The sequence below is a fragment of the Psychromonas sp. Urea-02u-13 genome, assembly GCF_002835995.1.
Lineage (GTDB): Bacteria > Pseudomonadota > Gammaproteobacteria > Enterobacterales > Psychromonadaceae > Psychromonas.
Genome location: NZ_PJBZ01000061.1, coordinates 24663 through 49423, shown reverse-complemented (window position 1 = coordinate 49423; position 24761 = coordinate 24663). Strand labels below are relative to the sequence as shown.

General features: G+C 40.1%; 18 protein-coding genes and 1 tRNA gene. 6 read left to right on the top strand and 13 right to left on the bottom strand.

All coding sequences use genetic code 11. The features are described from left to right. Positions 1-437: IS66 family transposase (locus tag CXF74_RS11010; protein WP_157822386.1), on the top strand; the 437-nt coding region annotated here is incomplete at its 5' end. A gap of 191 nt (positions 438-628) precedes the next feature. On the opposite strand, the gene CXF74_RS11005 is transcribed toward CXF74_RS11010, so the two are convergent. The 7 genes from CXF74_RS11005 to CXF74_RS23095 form a co-directional block, all read right to left on the bottom strand. Further along, positions 629-904 carry a hypothetical protein gene (locus CXF74_RS11005; RefSeq protein ID WP_101082495.1) on the bottom strand — a complete coding sequence of 92 codons (276 nt, stop codon included), beginning with the start codon at positions 902-904 and terminating at the stop codon, positions 629-631. A gap of 637 nt (positions 905-1541) precedes the next feature. Next, the gene (locus CXF74_RS11000; RefSeq protein ID WP_101082494.1) at positions 1542-2267 is read right to left on the bottom strand and encodes a hypothetical protein; all 726 of its coding nucleotides are present in this window, start codon (positions 2265-2267) and stop codon (positions 1542-1544) included. Continuing rightward, positions 2170-8457, bottom strand: coding sequence for an NACHT domain-containing protein (locus CXF74_RS10995; RefSeq protein ID WP_101082493.1), 6288 nt, complete (start codon positions 8455-8457; stop codon positions 2170-2172). Before CXF74_RS10995 ends, CXF74_RS11000 begins: the two co-directional genes overlap by 98 nt. A 313-nt stretch (positions 8458-8770) precedes the next feature. Further along, positions 8771-8986, bottom strand: coding sequence for a hypothetical protein (locus tag CXF74_RS10990; RefSeq protein WP_101082492.1), 216 nt, complete (start codon positions 8984-8986; stop codon positions 8771-8773). A 292-nt stretch (positions 8987-9278) separates the two neighbouring features. Beyond that, positions 9279-9354 (bottom strand) — tRNA-Val (locus CXF74_RS10985). Between the two features lie 170 nt (positions 9355-9524). Then, positions 9525-9773, bottom strand: a complete 249-nt coding sequence (locus CXF74_RS10980; RefSeq protein ID WP_101082491.1) for a hypothetical protein — start codon at positions 9771-9773, stop codon at positions 9525-9527. Continuing rightward, positions 9757-9984, bottom strand: a complete 228-nt coding sequence (locus CXF74_RS23095; RefSeq protein ID WP_157822385.1) for a cysteine-rich CWC family protein — start codon at positions 9982-9984, stop codon at positions 9757-9759. Before CXF74_RS23095 ends, CXF74_RS10980 begins: the two co-directional genes overlap by 17 nt. A gap of 109 nt (positions 9985-10093) precedes the next feature. On the opposite strand from CXF74_RS23095, the gene CXF74_RS10970 reads away from it, so the two are divergent. From CXF74_RS10970 to CXF74_RS10955, 5 genes are all read left to right on the top strand, one after another. Beyond that, entirely contained in the window at positions 10094-11389 is a 1296-nt protein-coding gene (locus tag CXF74_RS10970; protein WP_101082489.1) for an anaerobic C4-dicarboxylate transporter, read from the top strand. A 453-nt stretch (positions 11390-11842) separates the two neighbouring features. Beyond that, a complete protein-coding gene (locus CXF74_RS10965; RefSeq protein WP_101082488.1) occupies positions 11843-13765 on the top strand; it encodes a PrkA family serine protein kinase in 1923 nt (640 codons plus the stop codon). 10 nt (positions 13766-13775) lie between these two features. Beyond that, positions 13776-15053 (top strand): YeaH/YhbH family protein, encoded by a 1278-nt coding sequence (locus CXF74_RS10960; protein ID WP_101082487.1) that lies wholly within the window; start codon positions 13776-13778, stop codon positions 15051-15053. Then, positions 15050-15184, top strand: a complete 135-nt coding sequence (locus CXF74_RS21955; protein WP_157822384.1) for a SpoVR family protein — start codon at positions 15050-15052, stop codon at positions 15182-15184. Before CXF74_RS10960 ends, CXF74_RS21955 begins: the two co-directional genes overlap by 4 nt. Beyond that, a complete protein-coding gene (locus CXF74_RS10955; protein ID WP_101082486.1) occupies positions 15181-16725 on the top strand; it encodes a SpoVR family protein in 1545 nt (514 codons plus the stop codon). Before CXF74_RS21955 ends, CXF74_RS10955 begins: the two co-directional genes overlap by 4 nt. A 128-nt stretch (positions 16726-16853) precedes the next feature. Here the strand turns inward: CXF74_RS10955 and hutH are convergent, their stop codons facing one another. The 6 genes from hutH to CXF74_RS10920 all read right to left on the bottom strand — a co-directional run bounded on the left by hutH (position 16854) and on the right by CXF74_RS10920 (position 24532). Then, the gene (hutH, locus tag CXF74_RS10950) at positions 16854-18386 is read right to left on the bottom strand and encodes a histidine ammonia-lyase (protein ID WP_101082485.1); all 1533 of its coding nucleotides are present in this window, start codon (positions 18384-18386) and stop codon (positions 16854-16856) included. Positions 18387-18458: 72 nt separating this feature from the next. Continuing rightward, positions 18459-20135, bottom strand: a complete 1677-nt coding sequence (gene hutU, locus CXF74_RS10945) for a urocanate hydratase (protein ID WP_101082484.1) — start codon at positions 20133-20135, stop codon at positions 18459-18461. Between the two features lie 300 nt (positions 20136-20435). Beyond that, positions 20436-21665 carry a formimidoylglutamase gene (locus tag CXF74_RS22515; RefSeq protein WP_232772501.1) on the bottom strand — a complete coding sequence of 410 codons (1230 nt, stop codon included), beginning with the start codon at positions 21663-21665 and terminating at the stop codon, positions 20436-20438. Next, positions 21658-22890 (bottom strand): imidazolonepropionase, encoded by a 1233-nt coding sequence (hutI, locus tag CXF74_RS10930; RefSeq protein WP_442965951.1) that lies wholly within the window; start codon positions 22888-22890, stop codon positions 21658-21660. Before hutI ends, CXF74_RS22515 begins: the two co-directional genes overlap by 8 nt. A gap of 132 nt (positions 22891-23022) precedes the next feature. Then, complete coding sequence (hutC, locus tag CXF74_RS10925; protein ID WP_101082482.1) at positions 23023-23727, bottom strand: histidine utilization repressor; 705 nt, start codon at positions 23725-23727, stop codon at positions 23023-23025. A 160-nt stretch (positions 23728-23887) separates the two neighbouring features. After that, positions 23888-24532, bottom strand: coding sequence for a DUF2982 domain-containing protein (locus CXF74_RS10920; protein WP_101082481.1), 645 nt, complete (start codon positions 24530-24532; stop codon positions 23888-23890). Between the last annotated feature and the right edge of the window lie 229 nt (positions 24533-24761).

Genomic DNA, 24761 nt, shown 5'->3' with positions numbered 1-24761 from the left:
AAAGAATTAAGGGTAAATCAATCGAAGACAAATTTACCATTCGGCAATCACAAGCCAAGCCTATTGTGAAAATACTGTATGATTGGCTCATCGAACACAAAGAAAAAATCCCGCCCAAAAGCAAACTTGGCGAAGCTATTCGCTACAGTTTAAACCAATTTGAAAAATTCCAGCGCTACCTTGAAGATGGCAGGTTAAGCATCGACAATAACCGAGCGGAACGGGCTGTGAAGCCCTTTGTGATAGGTCGCAAGGCTTGGCTATTTTCGTACACCAATACAGGTGCGAACGCGAGTGCCATTTTATATAGTTTGGTTGAAACAGCGAAAGCGAATAATCTCATCGTGCATGATTATATCGCAAACTGCTTACAGCAGATTGCTGAAAAGCCGAATGATATTGACGCGTTACTGCCATGGAATATTAAGCGTAGCTAGGTGCTGTTGCCCATACGCTTACTTTTGATCTTTAACTATTTGATGTTAAATAACATATCAATTGAAATTAAATTGTAAAAGTTGCATAACGCCTTGCATGCGGAAATTAATGGTTGGCTATAATCACGAAGCGATAGCCAACTGTTAATTTCCCGTTTAAGAAATTTGTTATATTTAATTAATGGTTAGTATTAGTTATTCACTATATGGGATTTTTCTACTTCATTTTCAGACTTTAGTCTTTCGGTTTTTGATTCTTCAGATACTTTATCTAGTTCAAGATTATTAGTATCAATAGCAATATCGTATTCAGTCTTTTTTTCAAATAGTTTGATATAAGCCTTAATAAATTCATTATTATCAGGATGGCTCTCAATCATTCTCTCTAAAAACTCACGACAGTCTATAAAATTTTCATCATGCATATCTATTTCCTTAAATATAAAAAACCAATCGGGGACAGCCATAAACTGCAGTACCTTAACCTATTGATTTTATATGGTTGAAGTTATGGGTGTCCTCAATTAGCCTTTTCTTTCTTTGAGAAAATTTATGGATGTCCCCGATTAGTATTTTCAAAAAGATAATTACTCAGTGACAATGGATAAAGTTGATCTGATTGCTAAATATCGTCAATCGTTAGGCAGGTGTGACAGATTACGTACTTTATGACAGGCATAAAAAAACCCACATAAAGTGGGCTGTTTTATAAAAATATGGTGCCGCTACTGGACTCGATAAAACACTCTATCCAGTTGAAATATAACAATATAAATAGAAACTAGTTTGAAAGTGTTACTTCTGGTGTTACTTCAATTCAAAGTGACCCTACTCAATGCTTTATTAAAAGCATTAATTGTCGAGTTAGAATATAGAAGTCTTTTTATAAGTTCCATTTATATTTCCAATTTTAAAATAGCAGCGACCACCATGATAATGACAACCAACACAATTACCATTTAAAATTTTTACCATAGCCACTTATATGGCTATTTTAATTACATTTAAAGTAAATAAAACTCCAAAGCTAAGATCAAAAAAAAAGCTATTTATCCCATTGTAGTAATATATCTAAGTTAAACCTAATTGAGCCCAATTAGGTTTTCACAACGATTGTGAGTCACCTTTCTTTTTTAAAACCTTTAACTCTTCTTTAAACCCTTGTCGAATGCTCTTACTTATATGTTCAAAAGTTTTTAATTGAGTAATTCTACTTTTTAACTTATTGACTCTTTGTTCCGCTGCACTCGGAGAACTAACCTCAGTATGCCTAATGATAAACTCATATTCACTAGAGCTTACAGTTTTAGAAATACTTTGAAGCCATGCGACTGTATCTTTGTCAGTAGCGGTTTCAACAGCTTTTTCAAATATAAAAGAGATTAAAGTTCTAGCCGCCACATCAAGGTTTTTACCCAACTCAATTAAAGAAGCTAACTCTCCCTCTGTTTCATTTCCTTGTTCATCAGAGAAATTTGAGAAGTAACGTGGATTCACTGCTTCAGGGCTAAGCGAATATAAAGCCTTAAATATAGGTTCAAAATTTTCAAATGGCCTAGTACCATTAGGAAGCGTAGCCCTCCTTTCCCAAAGTTTTAAAATGACATCAATACAACTATTTTTAGCTTCCTCTGAGCCACTTTCAGCTAAATCAATTTTTTCTGCTAAATAGTTAATCATCCAAGACGTGATTTCATCAGCTTCATCTTTTTTTAAGCTAGCAAGCAACTTTTTACCTAAGCTGATAACTCTTTCTTGTGTCTCTAAGTTTTCCATCGCCAGATAAGATGAAGGTTTTACTGTATCTTGGTATGTATCCGAGTTTGTCATCTTTATTCCTATTTGAACCAGTGAAAGTGCGCTTAATGTTTATTTGTATAGCAATTTCTACATTAAGCTCGTCACAAATGAGTTTTAAAAATTTAAGGGATGCTAAAGCAGGCTTACCTGAGCTAACGTATGAATCTGACTCACTAGGCTTGTCTTCACTCCAGTATTTATTCTTGAAGCAAATGCTATTGTCAGATGACAAACTAAAGGTTTTTTGATCTGCACTACAATTTACAGAAATTGGCTCTATCACACCTTTCTTTAGTTTATAAGGTTGTGCGTATATTGTACCGACATACGGGTCACTTGATTCTATATCGTTATTTTCACCTTCTCGAACCAGCCATTCTTTGCATTGGAAATTTTCACTGTTTCGGTGACCATAATCTGATTCACAATAACTATACAAATAACATTCATGCATATGGTTATCAAAGTTGATACTTGTGAGCAGTAATGACTGACTTAACTCCTTGGGAACTAAAACACTAGAAAATGAGACATGCTCATTCCTGCCATCTTTATATTCGTCCCAACTCCCTTCAGTGTGAAGCCAAGTGGTTGAATTATTTTGCACAACTAAATGATTGATGAAATCTGTTTCCGAGATTTGCCATTGCCAGTCCTCATGGTGTTCTGCGCTCACCCAGTCTGATTTTCCAATAGGGATAGGATCTCTAAGTTCAGATAATAGCAGGTTATCTTTATTGAGAATCAAGTGACTATTTAGCCACTCCTCCCAACAGTTTACATCATCATCATCTTCGTCGTGCATCACGGGCATGGACTCTAGTAATTGAGATGCAACTTCAAGCAACAAATGATATGAAATGTAAAATGAATAGTCATCAATACTAGGGTAGCTGTAATGAGAATGAAACGTATCCTGTGAATTTCTTCGTCCCCTCCAAAGTTCCGATCTTGAGTCTTCCAAATGAGAAGATTCCACTTCAATCCGCCAGCGGTTACTCAATATGTTTTTTGCTAGATCTTGAATTTGTGAACTACTAACACCAAACACTCTACCTAGAGGTTCAAACCAATGGCTATCAAAGTCATGTGCAAACCATACTTCAGGCAGTACACCTAATGTATCAGCCTTATGCCAAGGCGTATCTGTTTGATAACTGTATTGCTTTTCGTTGATAGTTGGGTATTGAGTTACGCAAGCATTTTCAATCTTATCAAACGTAGGCTTTTCAAAACAATCTGGACTGTATTGTTGTAGCAATAAGCATATTTTCTTTGCGTAATATTGAAACAATATACCTTGATCTTTATTTAATGCGATAGTGGCAAACAAGCCTTTATTATTAACCAAAAGTTCTGGACACTCGTTAGCACAGCGCGTCAGTGCAACAAGTAAATACTGTTTTGCATGTAAATCATAAAACTCATATTTTGTTGGTATATATGATTGAGGTAGCCCTTTGCTGTAACACTCTATCAACAAGTTGATTTCGTTTTGGCAATTAAGGTTATACAGCCGAGTTACTGCATGCACAGCTCGCCATCGTTCTTCAGCATGAGGCGAACCCAGGTTAGCGTAGATATAACTGGCAATTGCATGGGGAAGATCTTTGGGTAAGTGACTTTGTTCGTTCCAGCACCCATCGGCATAATCTTCATCAAGAAATTCTTCAAGCCTAGATAAACCATAGTCAATCAAATCTTGGGCTTCTGTTATAGTTAAATTACTTGCACTATAATGAGCAAAGCTAAACAAGGCTCTAGCTGACTCGATATCAACTGAGTTGGATAGCCCCTTAATAACACCTTCTTTAATCGCGGAGTTAGTATTTTCGTTTAGTATGAAACCTCCTATCAAATAGTCTCTTTCATATGTTTCTGTGAACCTCTGAGGAAATCTAGAAGCAATATACTTGACCGCAATATTCCAAGAATTTTTCACAGAAACTTTGTTCTTCCAACTCTCAGGGATCCCTTTAAACGCATAATGCAAATCATAATAGTCAAGTTTTTCTGACTGGCTAATTATATTTAAGAATGAACTAAGCTTTCTTGACGTTATTTTTTTAAAGCAGCCTTGCCAAAATTTCTCTGACTCCCTTGGGCAACCTTGGCTTTCATAAAATTGAAATGCGTCACTAAAACCAGCATCAGTCAATAAGTAAAATTGCCCATAAAGTTTATCCCACGGGTATTCTTGTGTTTCCGGTTCTATTGAGTTCCCAGTTAACGATCCTGAATTTCCAGACAATAAAGGAACTACAAGCTGTTTAATTTCTTCTACAGTAATGCACTCTAACTCGTGCTTAATTGCTAATTTTTGAATTTTTATCCACTTATCACCGTAATAACCTTGAACTCTCAATTCTCGGATATAGCGATCTAGCATTCTTTGCTGATTTAATTTAGAAGGCTCTTTGGCAAGGCATTTGCTTAGAAATTCACTAAGTCCATATTCCCAAGAGAATGATGATAACGCCCATAAAGAAGCTGATGTTGTATAATTTGAGTCTATTGCGCTATGCGCTAAAGGATACATTAGCCTTTCACTCCAACCAACAGATCTATCCTTCCACCTGTTTGATATGGGGAACGCCGATTCTGGCGAAAGTTGAAAGCAGGTCGAAATAGTATCATTGCGATCCCAGTATTTTTCTTTATAAACTGAATCACCAATCATTTCTGCACATCTCATATACCGATGTGCAAGCTCTGGATTTTTATCCCCATTCTGCGCGCTACGTTTAGCAATTGAAGTTAATGCTTCCCAGCGAATAACTCCTTCTTGACCAAAGTTTGAAGCTTTGCTTAGTGCTTCGTCAAAATAAGAGGCGGCATCTTCTTTACTAATACAAAAAACAGCCCTTGATAACTTAATAAAGTGTTCTGAACGCGACTCTGGAGACTCGTCGTGGTCATATTTTTTTAAAGATGAAAAACAATGCTCTTCTATTGAATCACTAAGTTCGAGCAATTTTTCTGTTCTACAACTTGCCCTTAGAAAATAGAAGTCATCAACGAAAGATACTTTGAGGTTACTCTCGTTATAATTTTCAGTAAACAGATCTATTTCTTCTGAGAAATTAGAGTTACAAAACAGAATATTTTGAAATTTTGCCTTTATAATTTCAGAAGGAATTGGGTCATATTCGCGATATGAGTAGCCTCCCTTTTTTGGAGATAAACTATGGGCTGTTTCGTGCTCTTTTTTTAAGTCTAACTCTATACCAGAAAGCACTTTTGCTTTTACCATATACCAAGGTAAAAGCTTGCCAACTAACTCTTTAGCCCTTTCTAGTTTTCGCCTATCATCATAGGAGTCCTTTTTACTTCTCCAGCTAGCAGGGACATAATTTTCAAAAATTAACTCAAAGTCATTTTTGATTGCCGCTTGAATAGACAAGTAGCGAAGAAGATTCTCTCTAGCTCCTTTGTATTGATGGTCATCCACAACACGATAAAGGCTAGGGAAGTGGTAATAATAATTAAGACCCCTTCTTATATTGGCTAAAGGTAACTGATGAATTAAACAGGCTTCAAAAAATAATAAATAAGCCTCTACTGTATATCCAGTCTCATGAAAATCATCGGATTTATCCAATCTAGACTTTGGATTAATAATTTGATTAAGGCATCGAGTTAAACAAAATTTGGGTGGTATTTTACCAACTTTCATCAATTCTGAAGTGATCGCTAAAATAAAACTAGAGTTACTTTTTCCATAAGTAGCCATCAGATCAATATCTTCAAATTCACCTGCATCAACAAGCCTTTCAACAAAATCGGAAGTAATTCTAAAAACACATGACGGTGGTTTCCACGATAGTAAGAAATCAGCACACTTTTCCCAGCCATTTATTCTATATTGAGCGAAGGCTAGTTCTATAATTTCAATATCCTGTAGCTTTTCATTAAACCTTTCTTCCTCATCTCTTGCCTCATCACGCTTTTGAAAGTAGCGATAAAGCCAGTGCTTTGCTGATCTATAATAACTATAAGCTTCTCCTTTCATACCCGATAAACTTGACAATAAAGATGCTGAAAATACGGTTTCAGAACCGTCCCAATTACCACTCAACTCTCTCCTGTGGGCTAGTTCTTGTATGCGCCCAGATGACAGAAATGAAGAGGCTAGGTCAATGTTATTAGTTAAAATATCGATTTGACGGTCGTTTCCTGCAATTTCTTCTCCTGCAATAAGTGCTAATTTTACCGCTTCATATAACCTGTTTGCTTTTAGAGCAGCTTTAAATGCGTACTGTAATCTTTGTACTCTCACCTGATTATCATCAAAGGTGCTGATTGAAGGGAGATAGTTGTCAGATAGTGCTAGTTCTACTAACTCATCTAACTGCTCTGCTTTTAATAATAGTAAGGGGAGTGATTCAGAAACATACGGAAACTCTGTAGCTAATGGCTTAATGGTGTTAGTAAATGAATATATTTTTTCGGGCGTTGCAGAGTAATGGTCTTGAAACCACTTTTCGGTTGGCTCATCTCTAAATTGAACTGTGTCATCAATTTGCCATAGAGGGTGTCCTAAATCAGCTATAAAACTTTTTACTGAATCCGCAGACACATTCGCAGCCTTTGCTAAAACGGCTATAGGCACAAATGGTGGTAATACTGCCAACCCTGTACAAATATTATCTATACTCTCCCTGTAGTTTTTTGGAAACTCATCTTTAATTCTGGTTATTGATTCCTTTAATTGCCTTTCAATTAAGTCTTCAACAGTTAATATTTTAGAGTCAAAAGAAAGTAAAAGTTTATTCAAGGACGGTATTTTTAATGACAATGCATTGGATTGTACTCGCGGATTCCCACCTGTTAAGCGATTAAACTCAATAGCTTGCTCTATGGTTGCTACTCGATATTTAGTTTTTAAACTGGCAAGTGCTTCCTCATTTGAAAATGGAGATAACTGTATTGGTCTAATCATTTCAGGAGGATCGAGGAGTTCTAGTCTTTCAGGTCTACAGGTAAATACTAATCGGCAATTATCAGGCACATTCTCTTTTAAAAGTTGGTTAATGAAGCATGTACTTCCTTGCTCTTCTGCTGCCATTTCAGCATTGTCCGCAGCATCAAATATTAGTACCAATAGACCTGTTTCATCTTGAGAAGTAATAACCTTACAAACTTCTCTAATCCTACCTAAAAAGGCCTTTATCCAGTGTTCATCAGGCTCATTTCTAGTAGGGATAATTTGATCACATAATCCTTCTTTAGCGAGCATGTTGATGACTTGAGTGAGAGCATATTTAGATTCATGTCGTTTAGCACTTGTTCTACGATAACTTCCATTACCAAAACAGTCATATGCTATTACAATTGATGGTTCATTAAATTCTGCATAGAGGTTACTGGTTAAAACAGATTTACCAACACCGCCATTGGCAGTGATAATCGTATGAGTTTTAGCTGACTTGATTGACGTAACAATACTTGTTTGTTCATCTCTAGGGATGTAGCTTTCTATTGGCTCGAATAATGGTGGAGCAGGAAAAAAATCATCGAAGCTTGTTACATCGAATGCTTCCAGCATATCTTCACGCTTGATTATATTTGATTTACCCGGCTCTATTTTTTCCCAAACTTTGGCTACTAATAGTTTCTCTCTATCTAGAATGTTTTTTGAAACCGATAACTTAGCTAATTCTTTGTGGATATCGTACTTTTGCTCGTCGTAATTACCTTCTGAGTCACACAAGTTCAAGCATTTGCAAAACTGTTTAAGTTTTTTCCCTTTTAGCTCTGTATATTCTTCAAGATTATTTGTGAAGCCAACAGGGGCTTTTTCACCATTAGCTATTTTGCTGATGTATATCTTAAAATTTTCTGAAATTAAGCGATTAGTTAGGACAGTTAGTTTAACACTCTTAAAATTTATGCCTGAGCTATCTAAAGAAGAAAAACGCTTTGCAAAACCTACGATAGTATCTTTGAGGGTAGATAATGTGAAAGGTTGGTCAGCTCTTACAGTAGAATGCTTTAGCTGGAAATATTCTACAGACCTTTCACCTTTTTCAGACTTACGATATTCGGCTAGATCCACAACACATTCACCAGAAAGTTTTGACTCTTGCGACCCCTCAATCGTGATATTTTGTAAAGCAGTATTGAATTCTAGTAGCTTTAAACACCTCTTAACTGCCCAGCGATAATGAAAAATATCACCTGCTCTTGAGTAATGAATCAGGTCAGAGTTTTTGTCCATAACCGCACTTCCTTTTTATTTTTATTTAAAGAGAATATATTAAGGGTAATTAATTCAAAAACAACATTAATTGAATGAGTGTTAAGATTAAGAAATATTGAGAAGGTTTACAGATAAACAGAGTAAATTCTTCTAAGGCGATATGCACGCCTTTATGGCTTAAAAATTACTTTTGACTGTAGTTTTAATGTACTGAGTAACTAATTTTAGCCATACTTCGTATTCAAGGAAACGTCTGAGATCAGTATCTTTTGGTGTTATCCTACATTGAGCTAGAGAGCCCTAACACAGCTTAAATTCTTTCACTTACATTTTAATTTTGCTGTTGTTTTAACTCTTCAACCTGTTTTTCAAAGGCTAATTTTTGTTCAGCTATTATTCGTTGCCCTTCATCAGTTAAAACCCATTCATTACCACCTAAATATGGATCATTATTATCAACAAATCGCAATACATTTATATTTAGATAACCAACAAATTTGAATATGCTACTGTCCTCTGCCAAGCCAGATGGAGTCCAGTGAGACATGGGACAGCCTTGTATTATTTTTTATCAAGAATATTTTTAAAGCATGCTTTATGGAATCGGATTAGATGATTGTTGGTTTGAGTTTTTGTTATCAACCATGAATAGCGAACAATCATTATATGGTCGTTAAATTAACACAGTGCATTGTGTTCAAAAAGATAATTACTCAGTGGCAATGGATAAAGTTGATCTGATTGCTAAATATCGTCAATCGTTAGGCTGGTGTGACAGGTTACGTACTTTATGACTGGCATAAAAAAGCCCACATATAGTGGGCTGTTTTATAAAAATATGGTGCTCGCTACTGGACTCGAACCAGTGACTTACGCCATGTCATGGCGGCACTCTACCAACTGAGTTAAGCGAGCAAATTTTGAAACGCTTCTTTGGTGTGGAAGCAGATGCATAGTGCTTTATCGGCCTGAGACTGTCAATAAAAGTTTGCATTTCATGTTCTGTTTGCTGTTTTTTTATGCGCAGAGCCCGCTACTGGACTCGAACCAGTGACAAGCATCACAATAAATTCGTAGCTTGTTGATTAGCAAGATACTTTGCCACCAATCATTTTTAATGCCGGTGTGCCACGAATGAGCATTTCTCGTGCAAAAACGGTTTGGCATTTTGGGCAAGTACAAGGCGTCTCAGTGAAATCGACACTAATGCGTTCTTTAAAACATTTGATTAATGCCCCTTTCCCACCTTTGCGATATTTAAACAGTTGAGTACGACATTTAGCGCAAAATATGTCCACTGTTTTGGTCGGACCTTTTTTATTTGGCTTTGCCATTGATCTGAGCCTTAAACAAGAGTGGACTTTTTTGGTAAGATTCGACACAAGTCACGCATATACATGATTTAGTGGTTGCGTTTTTAACGACAGCATCAGGTAATAAGTCAATCAAGGCGCTAGGAACATGCGTTAATTGGCACCAACAGCTGTTGCTATTAACCGTGCAACGATTATCTTGTTGGCAGAATGGACACTCAATTGAACTCATAAATAACTTCATCGTTAAATTTATGCACTATATCGTTATAGCGAAACGCTGACTATATTATTTATTTATATTAACTCTCTACCTACTTTTTTGGTTTTAAGGAATAACAATGCTTTGGTTACAACTAGCAATCGTTTTACTGTTTATTTTTATCGGCGCACGACTCGGTGGTATCGGCATCGGTTATGCGGGGGGCGCGGGTGTCATTGTACTTGCTATGCTGGGTATGAAAACCAGTATGGAATATATCCCGGTTGAGGTGATTTTAATCATTATGTCGGTGATTGCCGCCATTGCAGCCATGCAACGCGCAGGCGGACTTGATTATTTGGTTTACCTCTCTGAAAAAATGCTCCGTAAACACCCACAATATATTACCTTTGCAGCGCCGATGGTGACCTATTTTATGACCCTACTTGCGGGCACGGGTCATACGGCATTTTCAACGTTACCTGTGATTGCAGAGGTGGCCAAAGAACAAGGCATCCGCCCTTCTAAACCCTTGAGCATTGCGGTTGTGGCATCACAAATCGCCATTACCGCTTCGCCAATTTCTGCTGCTGTGGTGGCTTTTGCCGCTATGTTACAGCCTTTTGGTGTGAGTTATTTACAACTGCTGAGCATTGCGATTCCTTCAACGCTGATTGCGGTATTAATTGGCGCGGTTGTCGCACAGCTATTAGGTAAACCGTTAGAAGATGATCCAATTTATAAAGAGCGTCTTGCACAGGGATTAATTAAACAACGTGAGCAAGCCAATTATGTACCCACCAGCGATGCTAAATTTTCAGTACTGGCTTTTGCGCTATCAATTTTATTGGTGGTCAGTTATGCGATTCTGCTTTCAGGTGTCATTGAAAACCCGACCATTGGCCGCAGTGAAGCGATTATGGCGATCATGTTAGCAACAGCAGGCGTTATTGCGCTGAAATGCAAACTCGACGTTAATGAAATAACACAAATGTCGACGTTTCGCTCAGGCATGTGTGCGTGTATCTGCGTATTAGGCGTAGCGTGGTTAGGCTCTACTTTTGTGAATGGTCATATTGATGATATTAAAGACTTTTCAGGGTCGTTGTTAGCGAGTTACCCGTGGATGTTAGCCTTGGTTCTGTTTTTTGCCTCTATGCTACTTTATTCACAGGGCGCGACGACAGCAGCCTTGATGCCAGCGGCACTTTCTATGGGTATTGAACCCGTGGCAACGATTGCAGCTTTTGCAGCGGTGAGCGCACTGTTTGTATTACCCACTTACCCGACCTTATTAGCGGCGATTGAGATGGACGATACCGGCTCGACACGTATTGGAAAGTATGTTTTTGACCATCCGTTTTTATTACCGGGTATCGCGACGATCACATCTTCCGTCATCATCGCCTTTATGATTGGTAATCTGGTGCTTTAGTCGCAAGGCTTGCTCCCCTTTCGTATTTTAGAAGAGGTATTAACCAATGCCTCTTCTCTTCATTTTATATTCTAAATTTTCGCAAAAAGGACAAAAACCGTCTTTATCGCAAAAAATATCACCTTATTTCAGTTCATATTTACCTTTAAAATTAACAAAAAAAACACCAACAACGATCTCAAATCGCCCCAACAAACTTCGTAGAGAGCCAGTGAAGCAAAGCAAAAGGCAATATTGACAGCTCGCAACTTTAGTCCCCCGATAAAATATAAATATAAATACAAATACACACCGCGCAAGGCATCAATTTCATGTTTATAGAAAGGCGCATTAGCGAATAATGTCTATGCTGTAAGTACACGCAAAAAAAATTATTAAAGCACTATCAGTTATATACAAGCATCTACATAGTATAAGTCTACCTAGGGTCCAACAATAAACACGAGGTGAGCCATGAGTATTTTCAACCACTACCAACAACGCTACGAGTCGACCCAAGAGGAAGAGTTGAGCATTGAAGAGTACTTGAAACTGTGTAAGCAAGACCCTGGCGCCTACGCCTCGTCTGCTGAACGTATGCTAAAAGCCATCGGCGAACCCGAGTTAGTTGATACCTCTCACGACCCTAGATTATCGCGGATATTTTCCAATAAAATAATCAAACGTTATAAACACTTTACCGATTTTTACGGCATGGAAGAATGTATCGAAAAAATCGTTTCCTTCTTTAAACATGCAGCTCAAGGATTAGAGGAAAAAAAACAAATACTCTACTTACTTGGCCCCGTTGGTGGTGGTAAATCATCATTAGCTGAAAAACTCAAAGCGTTAATGGAAGACCAACCTATTTACTGTTTGAAAGGCTCTCCCGTTTATGAATCGCCACTGGGATTGTTCGACGCCACTGAAGATGGTCAAATACTGCTGGAAGATTACGGCATTCCGCTACGTTATATCGGCACTATTATGTCGCCTTGGGCGGTAAAACGTCTGCATGAGTTTAATGGCGATATCAGCCAATTCCGCGTAGTTAAACGCTACCCATCGATTCTTGATCAAGTCGCGATTACCAAAACAGAGCCCGGTGATGAAAACAATCAGGATATTTCATCCTTGGTGGGTAAGGTCGATATTCGTAAGCTCGAAGACTTTCCACAAAATGATCCCGATGCCTACAGTTTTTCGGGTGGTTTGTGCCTATCGAATCAGGGCTTGATGGAATTTGTAGAGATGTTCAAAGCGCCCATAAAAGTATTACATCCCTTACTCACAGCAACACAAGAAGGTAATTTCAACTCCACGGAAGGGCTTGGTGCTATCCCGTTTGAAGGGACTATTCTTGCGCATTCTAACGAATCTGAATGGCAGACCTTTAAAAATAACAAAAACAACGAAGCGTTTATTGACCGCGTTTATATCGTTAAAGTGCCTTACTGCTTACGTGTTTCGGAAGAAACACATATTTACGAAAAACTACTCGAAAATTCATCACTATCAAAATCCCCCTGTGCGCCCGATACACTCGAAATGCTCGCACAATTTAGCATTTTGTCGCGTATCAAAGAGCCCGATAACTCTAATCTATTCTCGAAAATGCGTATCTACGATGGTGAAAATTTAAAAGATACCGACCCGAAAGCAAAATCGATTCAAGAGTATCACGACAACGCGGGCGTCGATGAAGGCATGAATGGCCTGTCGACACGTTTTGCCTTTAAAATATTGTCTAAGGTGTTTAACTTTGATGCAACCGAAGTCGCAGCTAACCCCGTGCATTTGTTATATGTATTAGAGCAACAGATTGAGCAAGAGCAGTTCCAACCCGAGATACAAGAGAAGTATTTAGCCTTTATCAAAGAATACCTCGCCCCACGTTACGTCGATTTTATCGGCAAAGAAATTCAAACGGCTTATTTAGAGTCTTACTCTGAGTACGGGCAAAACATTTTTGACCGTTATGTTATTTACGCCGATTTCTGGATTCAAGACCAAGAGTTCCGCGACCCTGATACCGGTGAGATTCTAGACAGAGCCTCGCTAAATGAAGAATTAGAGAAAATAGAAAAACCTGCCGGCATCAGTAACCCTAAAGATTACCGTAACGAGATAGTCAATTTTGTACTGCGCGCCCGCGCTAATAACAATGGTGACAACCCCGCTTGGCACAGCTACGAAAAATTACGCACGGTTATCGAGAAAAAAATGTTCTCCAATACCGAGGACTTGTTACCGGTTATCTCTTTTAATGCTAAAGCGTCTAACGACGATCAGAAAAAGCATCAAGACTTTGTTAATCGTATGACCGAACGTGGCTACACCGAAAAACAAGTTCGCTTGTTATCGGAGTGGTATTTACGAGTCAGAAAATCACAGTAGGAGGCGATGAATGTCTTATATAATTGACCGTCGCCTCAATGCCAAAAACAAAAGCACTGTTAATCGACAGCGCTTCTTAAGGCGCTACAAAAAACATATTAAAAAAGCGGTCGCCGATGCGGTTAGCCAGCGATCCATTACTGATATTGAAAAGGGTGAGCAAATCAGCATCCCCTCTAAAGATGTCAGTGAGCCGCATTTTCACCATGGCCAAGGTGGCTACAACGAAAACATCCTGCCCGGTAATAAAGAGTTTATTGCCGGTGATCATATTCCAAGACCACAAGGCGGTCAGGGAGGACCAGGTGCAGGCGCCAGTGATAGTGGCGAAGGCATGGATGAATTTGTTTTCCAAATTACCCAAGAAGAGTTTCTCGACTTTATGTTCGAAGAATTAGAGCTTCCCAACTTAGTAAAACATCAGCTAAAGGGTGATGAAGAATTTAAAACCCACCGCGCCGGCATCAGTAACGAAGGCAATCCAGGTCAGGTCAATATCGTACGTACACTGCGCGCCGCGAATGCACGCAGACTCGCCCTGAGTGGCGGGAAAAGGCGCCAGATTAAAGTCCTCGATGAGGAGCTATCAAGGTTGCAAGTAGAGCCTATTGACGATTGCCACCAGCCACGAATCAGCGAGATTCTGCAGCAGATAGAAGATATTAAAGGCAGAATAAAACGTGTGCCTTGGCTTGATGACTTTGACCTTAAATACAATCTTCAGGTTAAGGAACCCGTGCCTCGCAGCAAAGCCGTGATGTTTTGCATTATGGATGTATCTGGCTCAATGAGTCAGGCGACAAAAGATATTGCCAAGCGTTTTTTTATTCTCTTGTATCTCTTTCTACAGCGAAGTTATGAACACACCGAAGTGGTTTTTATTCGCCACCATACCCTTGCTAAAGAAGTCGATGAACAAGAGTTTTTTTATTCCCGAGAAACCGGGGGCACGATTGTTTCCAGCGCGCTGATATTGATGAAAGAAATTATCGATGAGCGTTTCCCAGTGGGCGAATGGAATATTTATGGTGCACAAGCGTCAGACGGTGACAACTGGAATAACGACTCCAATACCTGTCATGAAATTCTCACCAACAGCCTGCTTCCACTACTACAGTTCTTCACATATATAGAGATAACACCAAACGGTCATCAAGCCCTATGGAGAGAATACGAGACAATACAAGCGGCCTTTCCTGATCGTTTTTGCATGCAACAACTCGTTGATGCCAGCGATATCTACCCAGTGTTTCGCGATTTATTCCAGAAAAAAACGGGAGTTGTATGAGCAATGCCAAAATTAATAAAATTGCTAAAATCGCTAAACAGTTTGCTTTGGATATTTACCCTAATCAGATTGAAGTGATTAGTTCGGAGAAAATGCATCAATGGGCCTATGCCTCACGGGTTGCCTTATGAAAAACACAACAGAGAAACGTCAGCCTATCTCCACCACTTCTGAGTGGTCCTTTGAGCTCATACAAGAGTACGATGCACAGATCGCAAAAATCGCTAAACAGTTTGGTTTAGATACCTACCCTAATCAGATTGAAGTGATTAGCTCTGAGCAGATGATGGATGCGTATGCTTCGGCAGGAATGCCACTGGGTTATCATCACTGGTCTTATGGCAAACAATTTATTAATACAGAACGCTCATATAGCCGCGGTCAAATGGGCTTAGCGTATGAAATAGTCATCAATTCTAGCCCCTGCATCGCCTACCTAATGGAAGAAAATACCATGACCATGCAGGCACTGGTGATTGCCCATGCCTGTTATGGTCATAATTCATTCTTTAAAGGTAACTACCTGTTTCGCGCTTGGACAGATGCAGACTCGATTATCGATTACATGCTCTTCGCTAAGAATTATATCGATAAGTGCGAGCAACGCCATGGCATCAGTGCGGTGGAAGATATGCTTGACGCCTGTCACGCGCTGTCAAATTATGGGGTAGATCGCTACAAGCGCCCTTGCTCCATTTCAGCGGCAGAAGAAAAGATGCGCCAGCAAGAGCGAGAAGAACACTTACAACAACAGGTCAACGATTTATGGCGGACTATTCCTAAAAGCACAACGGCTGAAATTGATAATGACGACTTTAAATTTCCGCAAGAGCCGGAAGAAAACCTACTCTATTTTATCGAAAAAAATGCCCCGTTATTAGAGCCTTGGCAACGAGAAATTGTGCGTATCGTACGCAAGATTGCACAATATTTTTACCCACAGCGCCAGACACAAGTCATGAACGAAGGTTGGGCCTGTTTTTGGCATTACACCCTGATTAACGAGCTCTACGATCAAGGGTTAGTAACCGATGGTTTTATGCTTGAATTTTTACAATCTCATTCCAGCGTCATTTACCAACCGCCTTTTGATAGCCCTCATTACAGTGGTATTAATCCCTACACTTTGGGCTTTAATATGATGATTGATATTCGCCGTATCTGTGAACACCCCAGTGATGAAGACCGTGAATGGTTTCCTAATATTGCCGGTAGTGATTGGCGTAAGACACTTGATTTTGCGATGCGTAATTTTAAAGATGAGAGTTTTATTTTACAGTTTTTATCACCCAAGCTGATTCGCGACTTAAAGCTATTTTGCATTGTCGATGACGATAAAAATAAAGACATACAAGTGGGCGCTATTCATGACGAAAAAGGTTACCAAATGATTCGAGCCGCACTCTCGGGGCTTTATAACCTAGGTAATCGCGAGCCCAATATTCAAGCTTTTGATGTCAATATGCGTGGCGATCGTTCTCTAACACTGCGTCACTGTCAGCACAACCGTAACCCCATTGATGATACCTCTGCTGAAGCCGTGCTCAAATACGTGCACCGCCTCTGGGGGTTTGATGTACATATTGAATCGTTACACGATGGAAAACTACAACAAAGCTTTCACTGCCCTGAACAAGAAGAGGATGCAGAAACCATTAAAGACAATCTATGAGGATTTGTACTTTGAATATTGGTACTTTAAATATTGGTACTTTAAATATTGGTACTTTGAATATTTGAGCGACGTAAGGGGAGAGTTTACGTCGCTCAAATATGATCACAGACGATGGCTACCTTGGACTACAGACTTGGCAATAACGCCTCAGGAATCAGTTTGTTATGAGCTGCTTCTAATAACAGTTGATTCGCTTGCGCGATATCGGGGGCAAAGTATCTGTCTTTATCGTAGAAAGTAACACGTTCGCGTAATTCTGCTTTTGCACTTTCAATTAACACTGAAGAGACTAACGGTGCCCTAAAATCTAACCCTTGCGCAGCTGCTAATAACTCAACCGCTAATATTCCACGGGTATTTTCTGCCATCTCTTTTAAACGTCGCCCTGCAAAGGTCGCCATCGACACATGATCTTCTTGGTTTGCCGAAGTGGGTAAACTATCAACACAGGCAGGATGCGCTAATGATTTATTTTCACTGGCAAGTGCAGCGGCTGTTACCTGTGCAATCATAAAGCCAGAATTAACGCCGCCATTATTCACTAAAAATGGCGGTAATTTACTTAAACCACTATCAATCAATAACGCCATGCGTCGCTCCGATAAACTGCCAATTTCAGCAATAGCTAGGGCAAGATTATCGCTGGCCATCGCGATTGGCTCAGCATGAAAATTACCCGCAGAGATAATATCGCCATCGTCTGCAAACACTAATGGGTTATCGGATACTGAGTTCGCTTCAACAACATAAATATCAGCAGAGTTACGAATTTGTTGTAAACATGCGCCCATCACCTGTGGCTGACAACGCAGAGAATACGGGTCTTGCACCTTTTCACAGGCGGTATGAGACTGCCCTACCGCACTGCTGTCGCCTAATATATGACGATACATTAAGGCTGAGTCTATTTGTGATTGATGACCGCGCACTTGATGTACTCGAGGATCAAAAGGACGACGACTACCTAAAGCAGCATCAACTGTCATTGCACCGCATAAAGTGGCCGAAGCAAACAAATCTTCAGCGGCAAACAGACCTTCTAAACCAAATGCACAGGATGCCTGCGTACCATTTAATAGTGCCAACCCTTCTTTGGGTGCCAGCGTAATCGCTTGCATGCCAGCCACTTTTAATGCCTGTGCACCTGAAATAAGTTCACCTTGATAACGCGCTTCACCTTCGCCTAATAAAATCGTACTCATATGTGCAAGCGGTGCTAAATCACCCGATGCGCCCACGGATCCTTTTTTAGGCACACAGGGGTAAACCTGCGCATTCACTAGTTGCATTAACGCTTCAATAACCGACAAACGAATACCTGAAAAACCACGTGCTAAGCTATTTATTTTCAAGACCATCATCAGTCGCACAGTTTCATCGTTCATGAACTCACCAATACCGGCAGCGTGAGAAAGCACAATACTGCGCTGCAAGGTTTCTAAATCTTCTGGTGCGATACGGGTATTCGCGAGCAAACCAAAACCTGTATTAATGCCATAAGCAACACGATTTTCTGCAATGACCTGATTCACAATCTGCGTACTCGCGTGAATATTATCAACACAACTCGGATCTAAACTCAGTTGGACAGGGTTGCGACTGATTTGGCGTAATTCTGCCAATGTTAACAAACCCGGTTTAATCATTAAGTTGTACATCTATCTCTCCAAACTATTCATAAAATATTGGTTTAATAACCACTGACTTTAACGCAGTTATTTAAAGGCGAACTACTCAACGTCAAGCATCGGCAGATCTAGATTCTGTTCACGCGCACAGGTTTTAGCAATCTCATAACCCGCATCCGCATGGCGCATCACCCCTGTAGCAGGGTCATTACGTAAAACACGACTCACACGTTGATGCGCGTCCTCTGTGCCATCACACACAACCACCATGCCTGAATGTTGCGAGAAGCCCATACCAACGCCCCCCCCGTGATGTAAAGAAACCCACGTTGCACCACTAGCTGTGTTTAATAACGCATTGAGCAATGGCCAATCCGATACCGCATCCGAGCCATCCATCATGCCTTCTGTTTCACGATTTGGGCTTGCGACTGAGCCAGAATCAAGGTGGTCGCGTCCAATAACTATCGGTGCTTTCAATTCACCATTTTTAACCATCTCATTAAACGCTAAGCCTAAACGTTGTCGGTCTTTTAAACCCACCCAACAAATACGTGCAGGCAAACCTTGGAACTGAATGCGTTCACGGGCCATATCTAACCAATTATGCAGATGCGCATTATCAGGGATCAGCTCTTTTACTTTTTGATCTGTTTTGTAAATATCTTCAGGGTCGCCAGAGAGCGCTACCCAACGGAACGGTCCAATACCCTCACAGAACAGTGGGCGGATATAAGCCGGTACAAATCCAGGGAAATCAAAGGCATTAGTCACGCCCTCTTCCAAGGCCATTTGACGAATATTATTACCATAATCAACCGTTGCAGAGCCTGCATCTTGTAGCGCTAACATCGCTTGTACTTGAATCGCCATTGATTTTTTAGCAGCAGAAACCACAGCGGCTTCATCTGTTTGACGCATTTTAGCTGCTTGCTCCATGGTCCAGCCCTGTGGTAAATATCCATTTAGCGGATCATGTGCCGAGGTTTGGTCGGTCACCACATCAGGGGCAATACCACGCTTCACTAACTCAGGGAAGATATCAGCAGCGTTGCCCAACAAACCAATTGAAGTAGGTTTATTATCGACTTTTGCTTGTTCAATCATTGTTAAAGCTTGATCTAACGTGGTTGCTTTTTGATCCACATAACCCGTGCGCAAACGGTAATCGATACGTGATTCATCACATTCCACGGCAATCATAGAATAACCCGCCATGGTTGCAGCCAGAGGTTGTGCGCCGCCCATGCCACCTAAACCACCAGTTAAAACCCAGCGTCCTTTTGCAGAGCCTGAAAAGTGTTTGTCTAGCATCGCCACAAAGGTTTCATAAGTACCTTGCACTATGCCCTGCGAGCCAATGTAAATCCAAGAACCCGCGGTCATTTGCCCGTACATCATCAAGCCCTGTTTATCGAGTTTGTTGAAGTGTTCCCAGTTTGCCCAATGTGGCACAAGGTTAGAGTTAGCAATCAATACACGCGGTGCATTCGCATGCGTTTGAAACACACCCACGGGTTTTCCTGATTGCACTAATAAGGTTTCATCGTCTTCTAAACGTTTTAACACTTCGACAATTTTATCGTAAGACTGCCAATCTCGCGCAGCACGCCCAATACCGCCATACACCACTAGCGCATGGGGATGCTCGGCCACATCAGGGTGTAGATTATTCATTAACATCCTCAACGGCGCTTCGGTTAACCAAGACTTAGCGTTCAAGGTCGTGCCCTGCGGAGCAATGATAGTGCGTGATGTGTCTAAACGATTATTGGTCATATCAATTCCTTAAATACATGAAAAATCGTAACTACTCAGGTCGTCGCCATTTAAGGCGATTTCATCGTTGAAAAATGCGCACAAATTTATCGGGAATAAATTTGAACATCCGTAGGGTGGCCCGAAGGGCGTAGTACAGGATGTACGAAGTATTTAAACTACTAAACTGTGCTTTTTCGCCTTGAACTCACCATAAATGGCTTAGCCCTGAGCACTTACAGTTTCTTTTATACAACTCGCTAGTTGAATGGGTTAATAAGTTAATAAGTTAATAAGTTAATAAGTTAATAAGAGTGTTATTTACTCAACACTAAGCATGGACTTTGATATATCCCATGCCAGTCTTGCGACTAATCGCGCGGTTTGTTTATCACTATCAAACTCAGGATTGTATTCCGCGAAATCAGCTAATATTAATTTGCTTTTACCGGCTTGGTTTTTGGCATCAAGAATGGGCTGTAATAGTATTTCAATGGTTTCATAACTAATGCCTCTAGGTGCTGGCGCGCTGACACCGGGGGCAATGCTTGCTGAAAACACATCAATATCGATGGTTAAATAGAGGTGATCGACCTTGCTGATAAACGCCGTTAACTCGGCTAAACGTTCAGTTAACAAGTGCGTCGCGAGTTGTTTATCTTCTCTGTAAAACACATTTAACTGATCAGCTTGATTGAATAAGGCTTGTGTATTACTGGCGCGACTCACGCCTAAGCAAGCATAATTAAATGCCCAACCTAATGATAAACAGCGGTCTGCAATTTGTTTAAAAGGCGTGCCCGAGCTGGTTGGATAATACGACTCTGAGCTTGAATCGCTATCTGAATTAGCCGTTGAATTATTTGCTGAATTATTTGCTGAATTATTTGCTGAATTATTTGCTGAATTATTTGCTGAATTATTTGCTGAATTATTTGCTGAATGAGTTGTTGAATGAGTTGTTGAATCAGTTGTTGAATCAGTTGTTGAATCAGTAGCTGAATAGCGACGTAAATCAAAATGCGCATCAAAGTTAATAATGCCGATTTTAGGGTTATGAATGCTCGTTTTTTGAAAGTATTGGCTTAACCCTTGAAACGAGGCCCATGCAAGTTCATGACCTCCGCCAAATACCATGACTTTGTGTTTTTGTTGTAATGCAGTGCAAACCTGCTGCGCCAATTGCAGCTGAGTTTTTTCAAGTTGATCATCCACACAACACACATTACCTGCATCATAAAGTGGCGTTGCTTGCTGTTTATTGTCGTGGTGCCACGCCATATTCGCTAAGGCGGCACGAATCAAATTAGGCGCTTGAAATGCACCGACTCGGCCTTTATTACGTCGAACGCCTTCATCACAACAAAAACCTAATAACAGTAAACCTGCTGGTGGCGCTAATGTTTGATTGGATAAATCAATAAGATTCACCATTTGATGAAAACGTCGGCCGTTATCGCCATCTTCACTATCAACACGGCCTTGCCAAATAGAATCCATTGATTGTGGTTGTTGCTGTTGGTGCTGTTGTTGTTGCTGATGTTTAGTCATCACAAAGCACTCCGTTGAGAATACGTGCGTGTAATAAAGGCGTGCCAATTTCATAACAAAGGTGTGCTGGGTGTGTGACATTCCAAAGTGCAAAATCCGCCTCATAACCTACTTTTATTTGCCCCCTTTTTGCAGCAATACCTAATGCTTGCGCGGCATGACAAGTTACACCTCTTAAAGCTTCTTCTGGCGTTAAACGAAACAGCGTGCACCCCATATTCATAATGGTTAACAGTGAGGCAATTGGCGACGTACCTGGGTTAAAATCGCTGGCTAATGCCATCGGCACTTTGGCCTCTCTTAAGCACTGGATTGGCGGAAGTTGTGTTTCTCTTAAAAAATAGAAAGCGCCGGGTAACAAAGTCGCCACCGTGCCGTTTTCAGCCAACGCGTTAACCCCTTCGGCATCTAAATATTCAATATGATCTACCGAGCTTGCGCCCATTTTTGCCGCTAATGCGCTGCCACCTAAATGGCTTAACTGTTCAGTGTGCCCTTTAATGCCAAGACCAAAAGATAACGCAGTGGCAAACACTTGCTCTGTTTGTTTGAGATTAAAACCAATGCCCTCACAAAAAACATCCACATAATCGACTAATTTTGCAGATACAGCAGCGGGAATAATCTGCTCACACACATAATTGATATAAGCGTCGGCATCATCTTTAAATTCAGGGGGAACGGCGTGGGCCGCCAGTAATGTAGTAGAGACTTTAATCTTGGCGTGTTGTTCCAGTTGCTTAGCAACGCGCAACATTTTCAGTTCACTTTCAAGGGTTAAGCCATAACCTGATTTAACCTCAACCGTAGTGACGCCATCTTTGATTAATCCAGATAAGTGCCGTAACGCATTGGTTAATAGTGTTTGTTCTGAGGCTTCTCGAGTGGCTTTCACGGTAGACATAATGCCGCCACCTTGGCGCGCAATCTCTTCGTAGGCCACGCCCATTAAACGTTGCTCGAACTCATTGGCGCGATTGCCAGCAAAAACAAGGTGGGTATGGCAATCAATTAAACCGGGGGTGACTAACTTATGCTCGCAATCCAATGTTTGCAAAACATCCATCTCAGGACAGGCTTGCATTGGACCCATTTGAATAATTTTACCGTCACACACATGAACAAATTGTGCGTCTTGCACTTGGTAACCGTCACTGTCATTTTGCATCGTGACTTTTTGCATGGTAACCAAGCGTGCGTTAATCAGCAGTAAATTCATCGTCATTCCAAATTTAATTGTATATACAATTAAATTTAGCAATAAATGACTAAAGCGCAATGCTTATGTTAACAACTTGTGATCAACTTCGTTTTTGTTGCAGGGGAATAAATAAACCAGAGCGGAAACACTCTGAGTTTAAACGTTAGTTCTTAAGGTGAGTTTGTATTTGTCTGCGGGGTGATAAAGCAAGGCCACACTGATCAGATTTTCATTACTCCAAGTACGACGATTTAATAACAAACAAGGCGCATGAGGCGATAAATGTAACTGCTGTTGAATGTATTCACTGGAGGTAATCGCTTCAACCGTATGTTCAATGGAGCTTAGTGGGCAGTGTTTAGTTAAGTATTCGTTAGGTGTCGCTTTACTGAAATCTTGCTTAATATAATCGCTAGCAAAATCCGGGTTAACCCAGCGACGCTCGAGTTGTAGAGGCACATCATCTTCAAGGTGAATAATCTCAGTGAAATACACCGTTGCTTCGATTTTAACACCCAAACGCATGGCGATTTCATCATCAGCTTGTAGGCTTATTTGAGACAGAATTTTATTACTGTAGTGCTTACCACGTTGCTCTATTTCATCGGCGATATTACGAATATCTTGCAAAGACGAAGAGACTTTTTTGGTGCAAACAAAAGTACCGATACGTGGCGTACGCTCTAATAAACCGGCGATAACTAAATCGCGTATCGCTTTATTAACCGTCATACGGCTAACTGAAAACTGTTTTGTTAGCTCTATTTCAGTAGGGATTTTTGTGCCCACAGGCCAACGATTACTACTAATGTTTTCAGCTATAAACTCTCTAATTTGTTTATAACGAGGAACTGTACTCATCCTTAAGCCTTAGTGTTAAAAGTGAATTGACTATACAAATAGTCGCTTAATTGATATTTAAAATCAAGAGTATCATTATCACTTTGCTGGTTAACTTATTTGTAGACCAATAAACCTATATTTGGATAAGCATAAGTGAAGTAACAAAACCTTGTAGTCATTAACTATTCATCTTAACAAAGTGCTGGCACTGCTTAAGTAAACGCATAAATTCGCTTACCTCTCTATCAAAACTATTTTCGGGTAAATAAATATGATATCCGTAAGCCTTAAATAGTTGCTCTGTTTTATATAACCAGCCTGCAATAGGCCCTTTATATTCAATGCCATTTAAATGGTAGGGTTCAAAATTAATCACTGCATCTTCACTTTTAATTTCATTATTACCCACAGCAAGTAACAGCAGTTCATTTTGTTCATGAATCAACTTATTAGCCAAACGTGGTGAAATATTACGTGCGACACTCTCTAAATCATGCAACTTAAGACCGATATAAGGTAGGTCAGTATATTGATTCGAGACATATGTCTGCAGTTGCCCAATACGACTAATCTCTAACCAACTTATTTGCCATTGCCCGCATCGGTGTCGATAAATCAACCCCTGTGGACAGAGGTAATAACTGAATCTCGGCTCAACTAATTTTACTAAACCTAATAGCAAAACGACGACGCCTATTAAGGTTACAAATATAACCTGTACAGCAAATTGTGGCGGCAATAATAGATGCAACAAGTAACTCATTAGCATGAGTGTTGGACCAAAAAACAACAGAAAAATTTCACGATTTTTAGAGTTAGGCACTATTTTAATCAGCCTTTTTCGGGGACGTAACAATATATCTCTCAAGCTAACCTCTGTGATTTCAATAGTTAAGGTAAGTTAAGCTTAGTTGCACTAATGGTATTACTCAATAGAGCATGACTAACGCAGTTGATAAGAGTCGAGCCTCAAAAAAACATCCCATTATTGGGAATACTTAATCTCACTTTTGGGATTTCCATGAGAACAACTCTTAAACAAAAAAAGAACC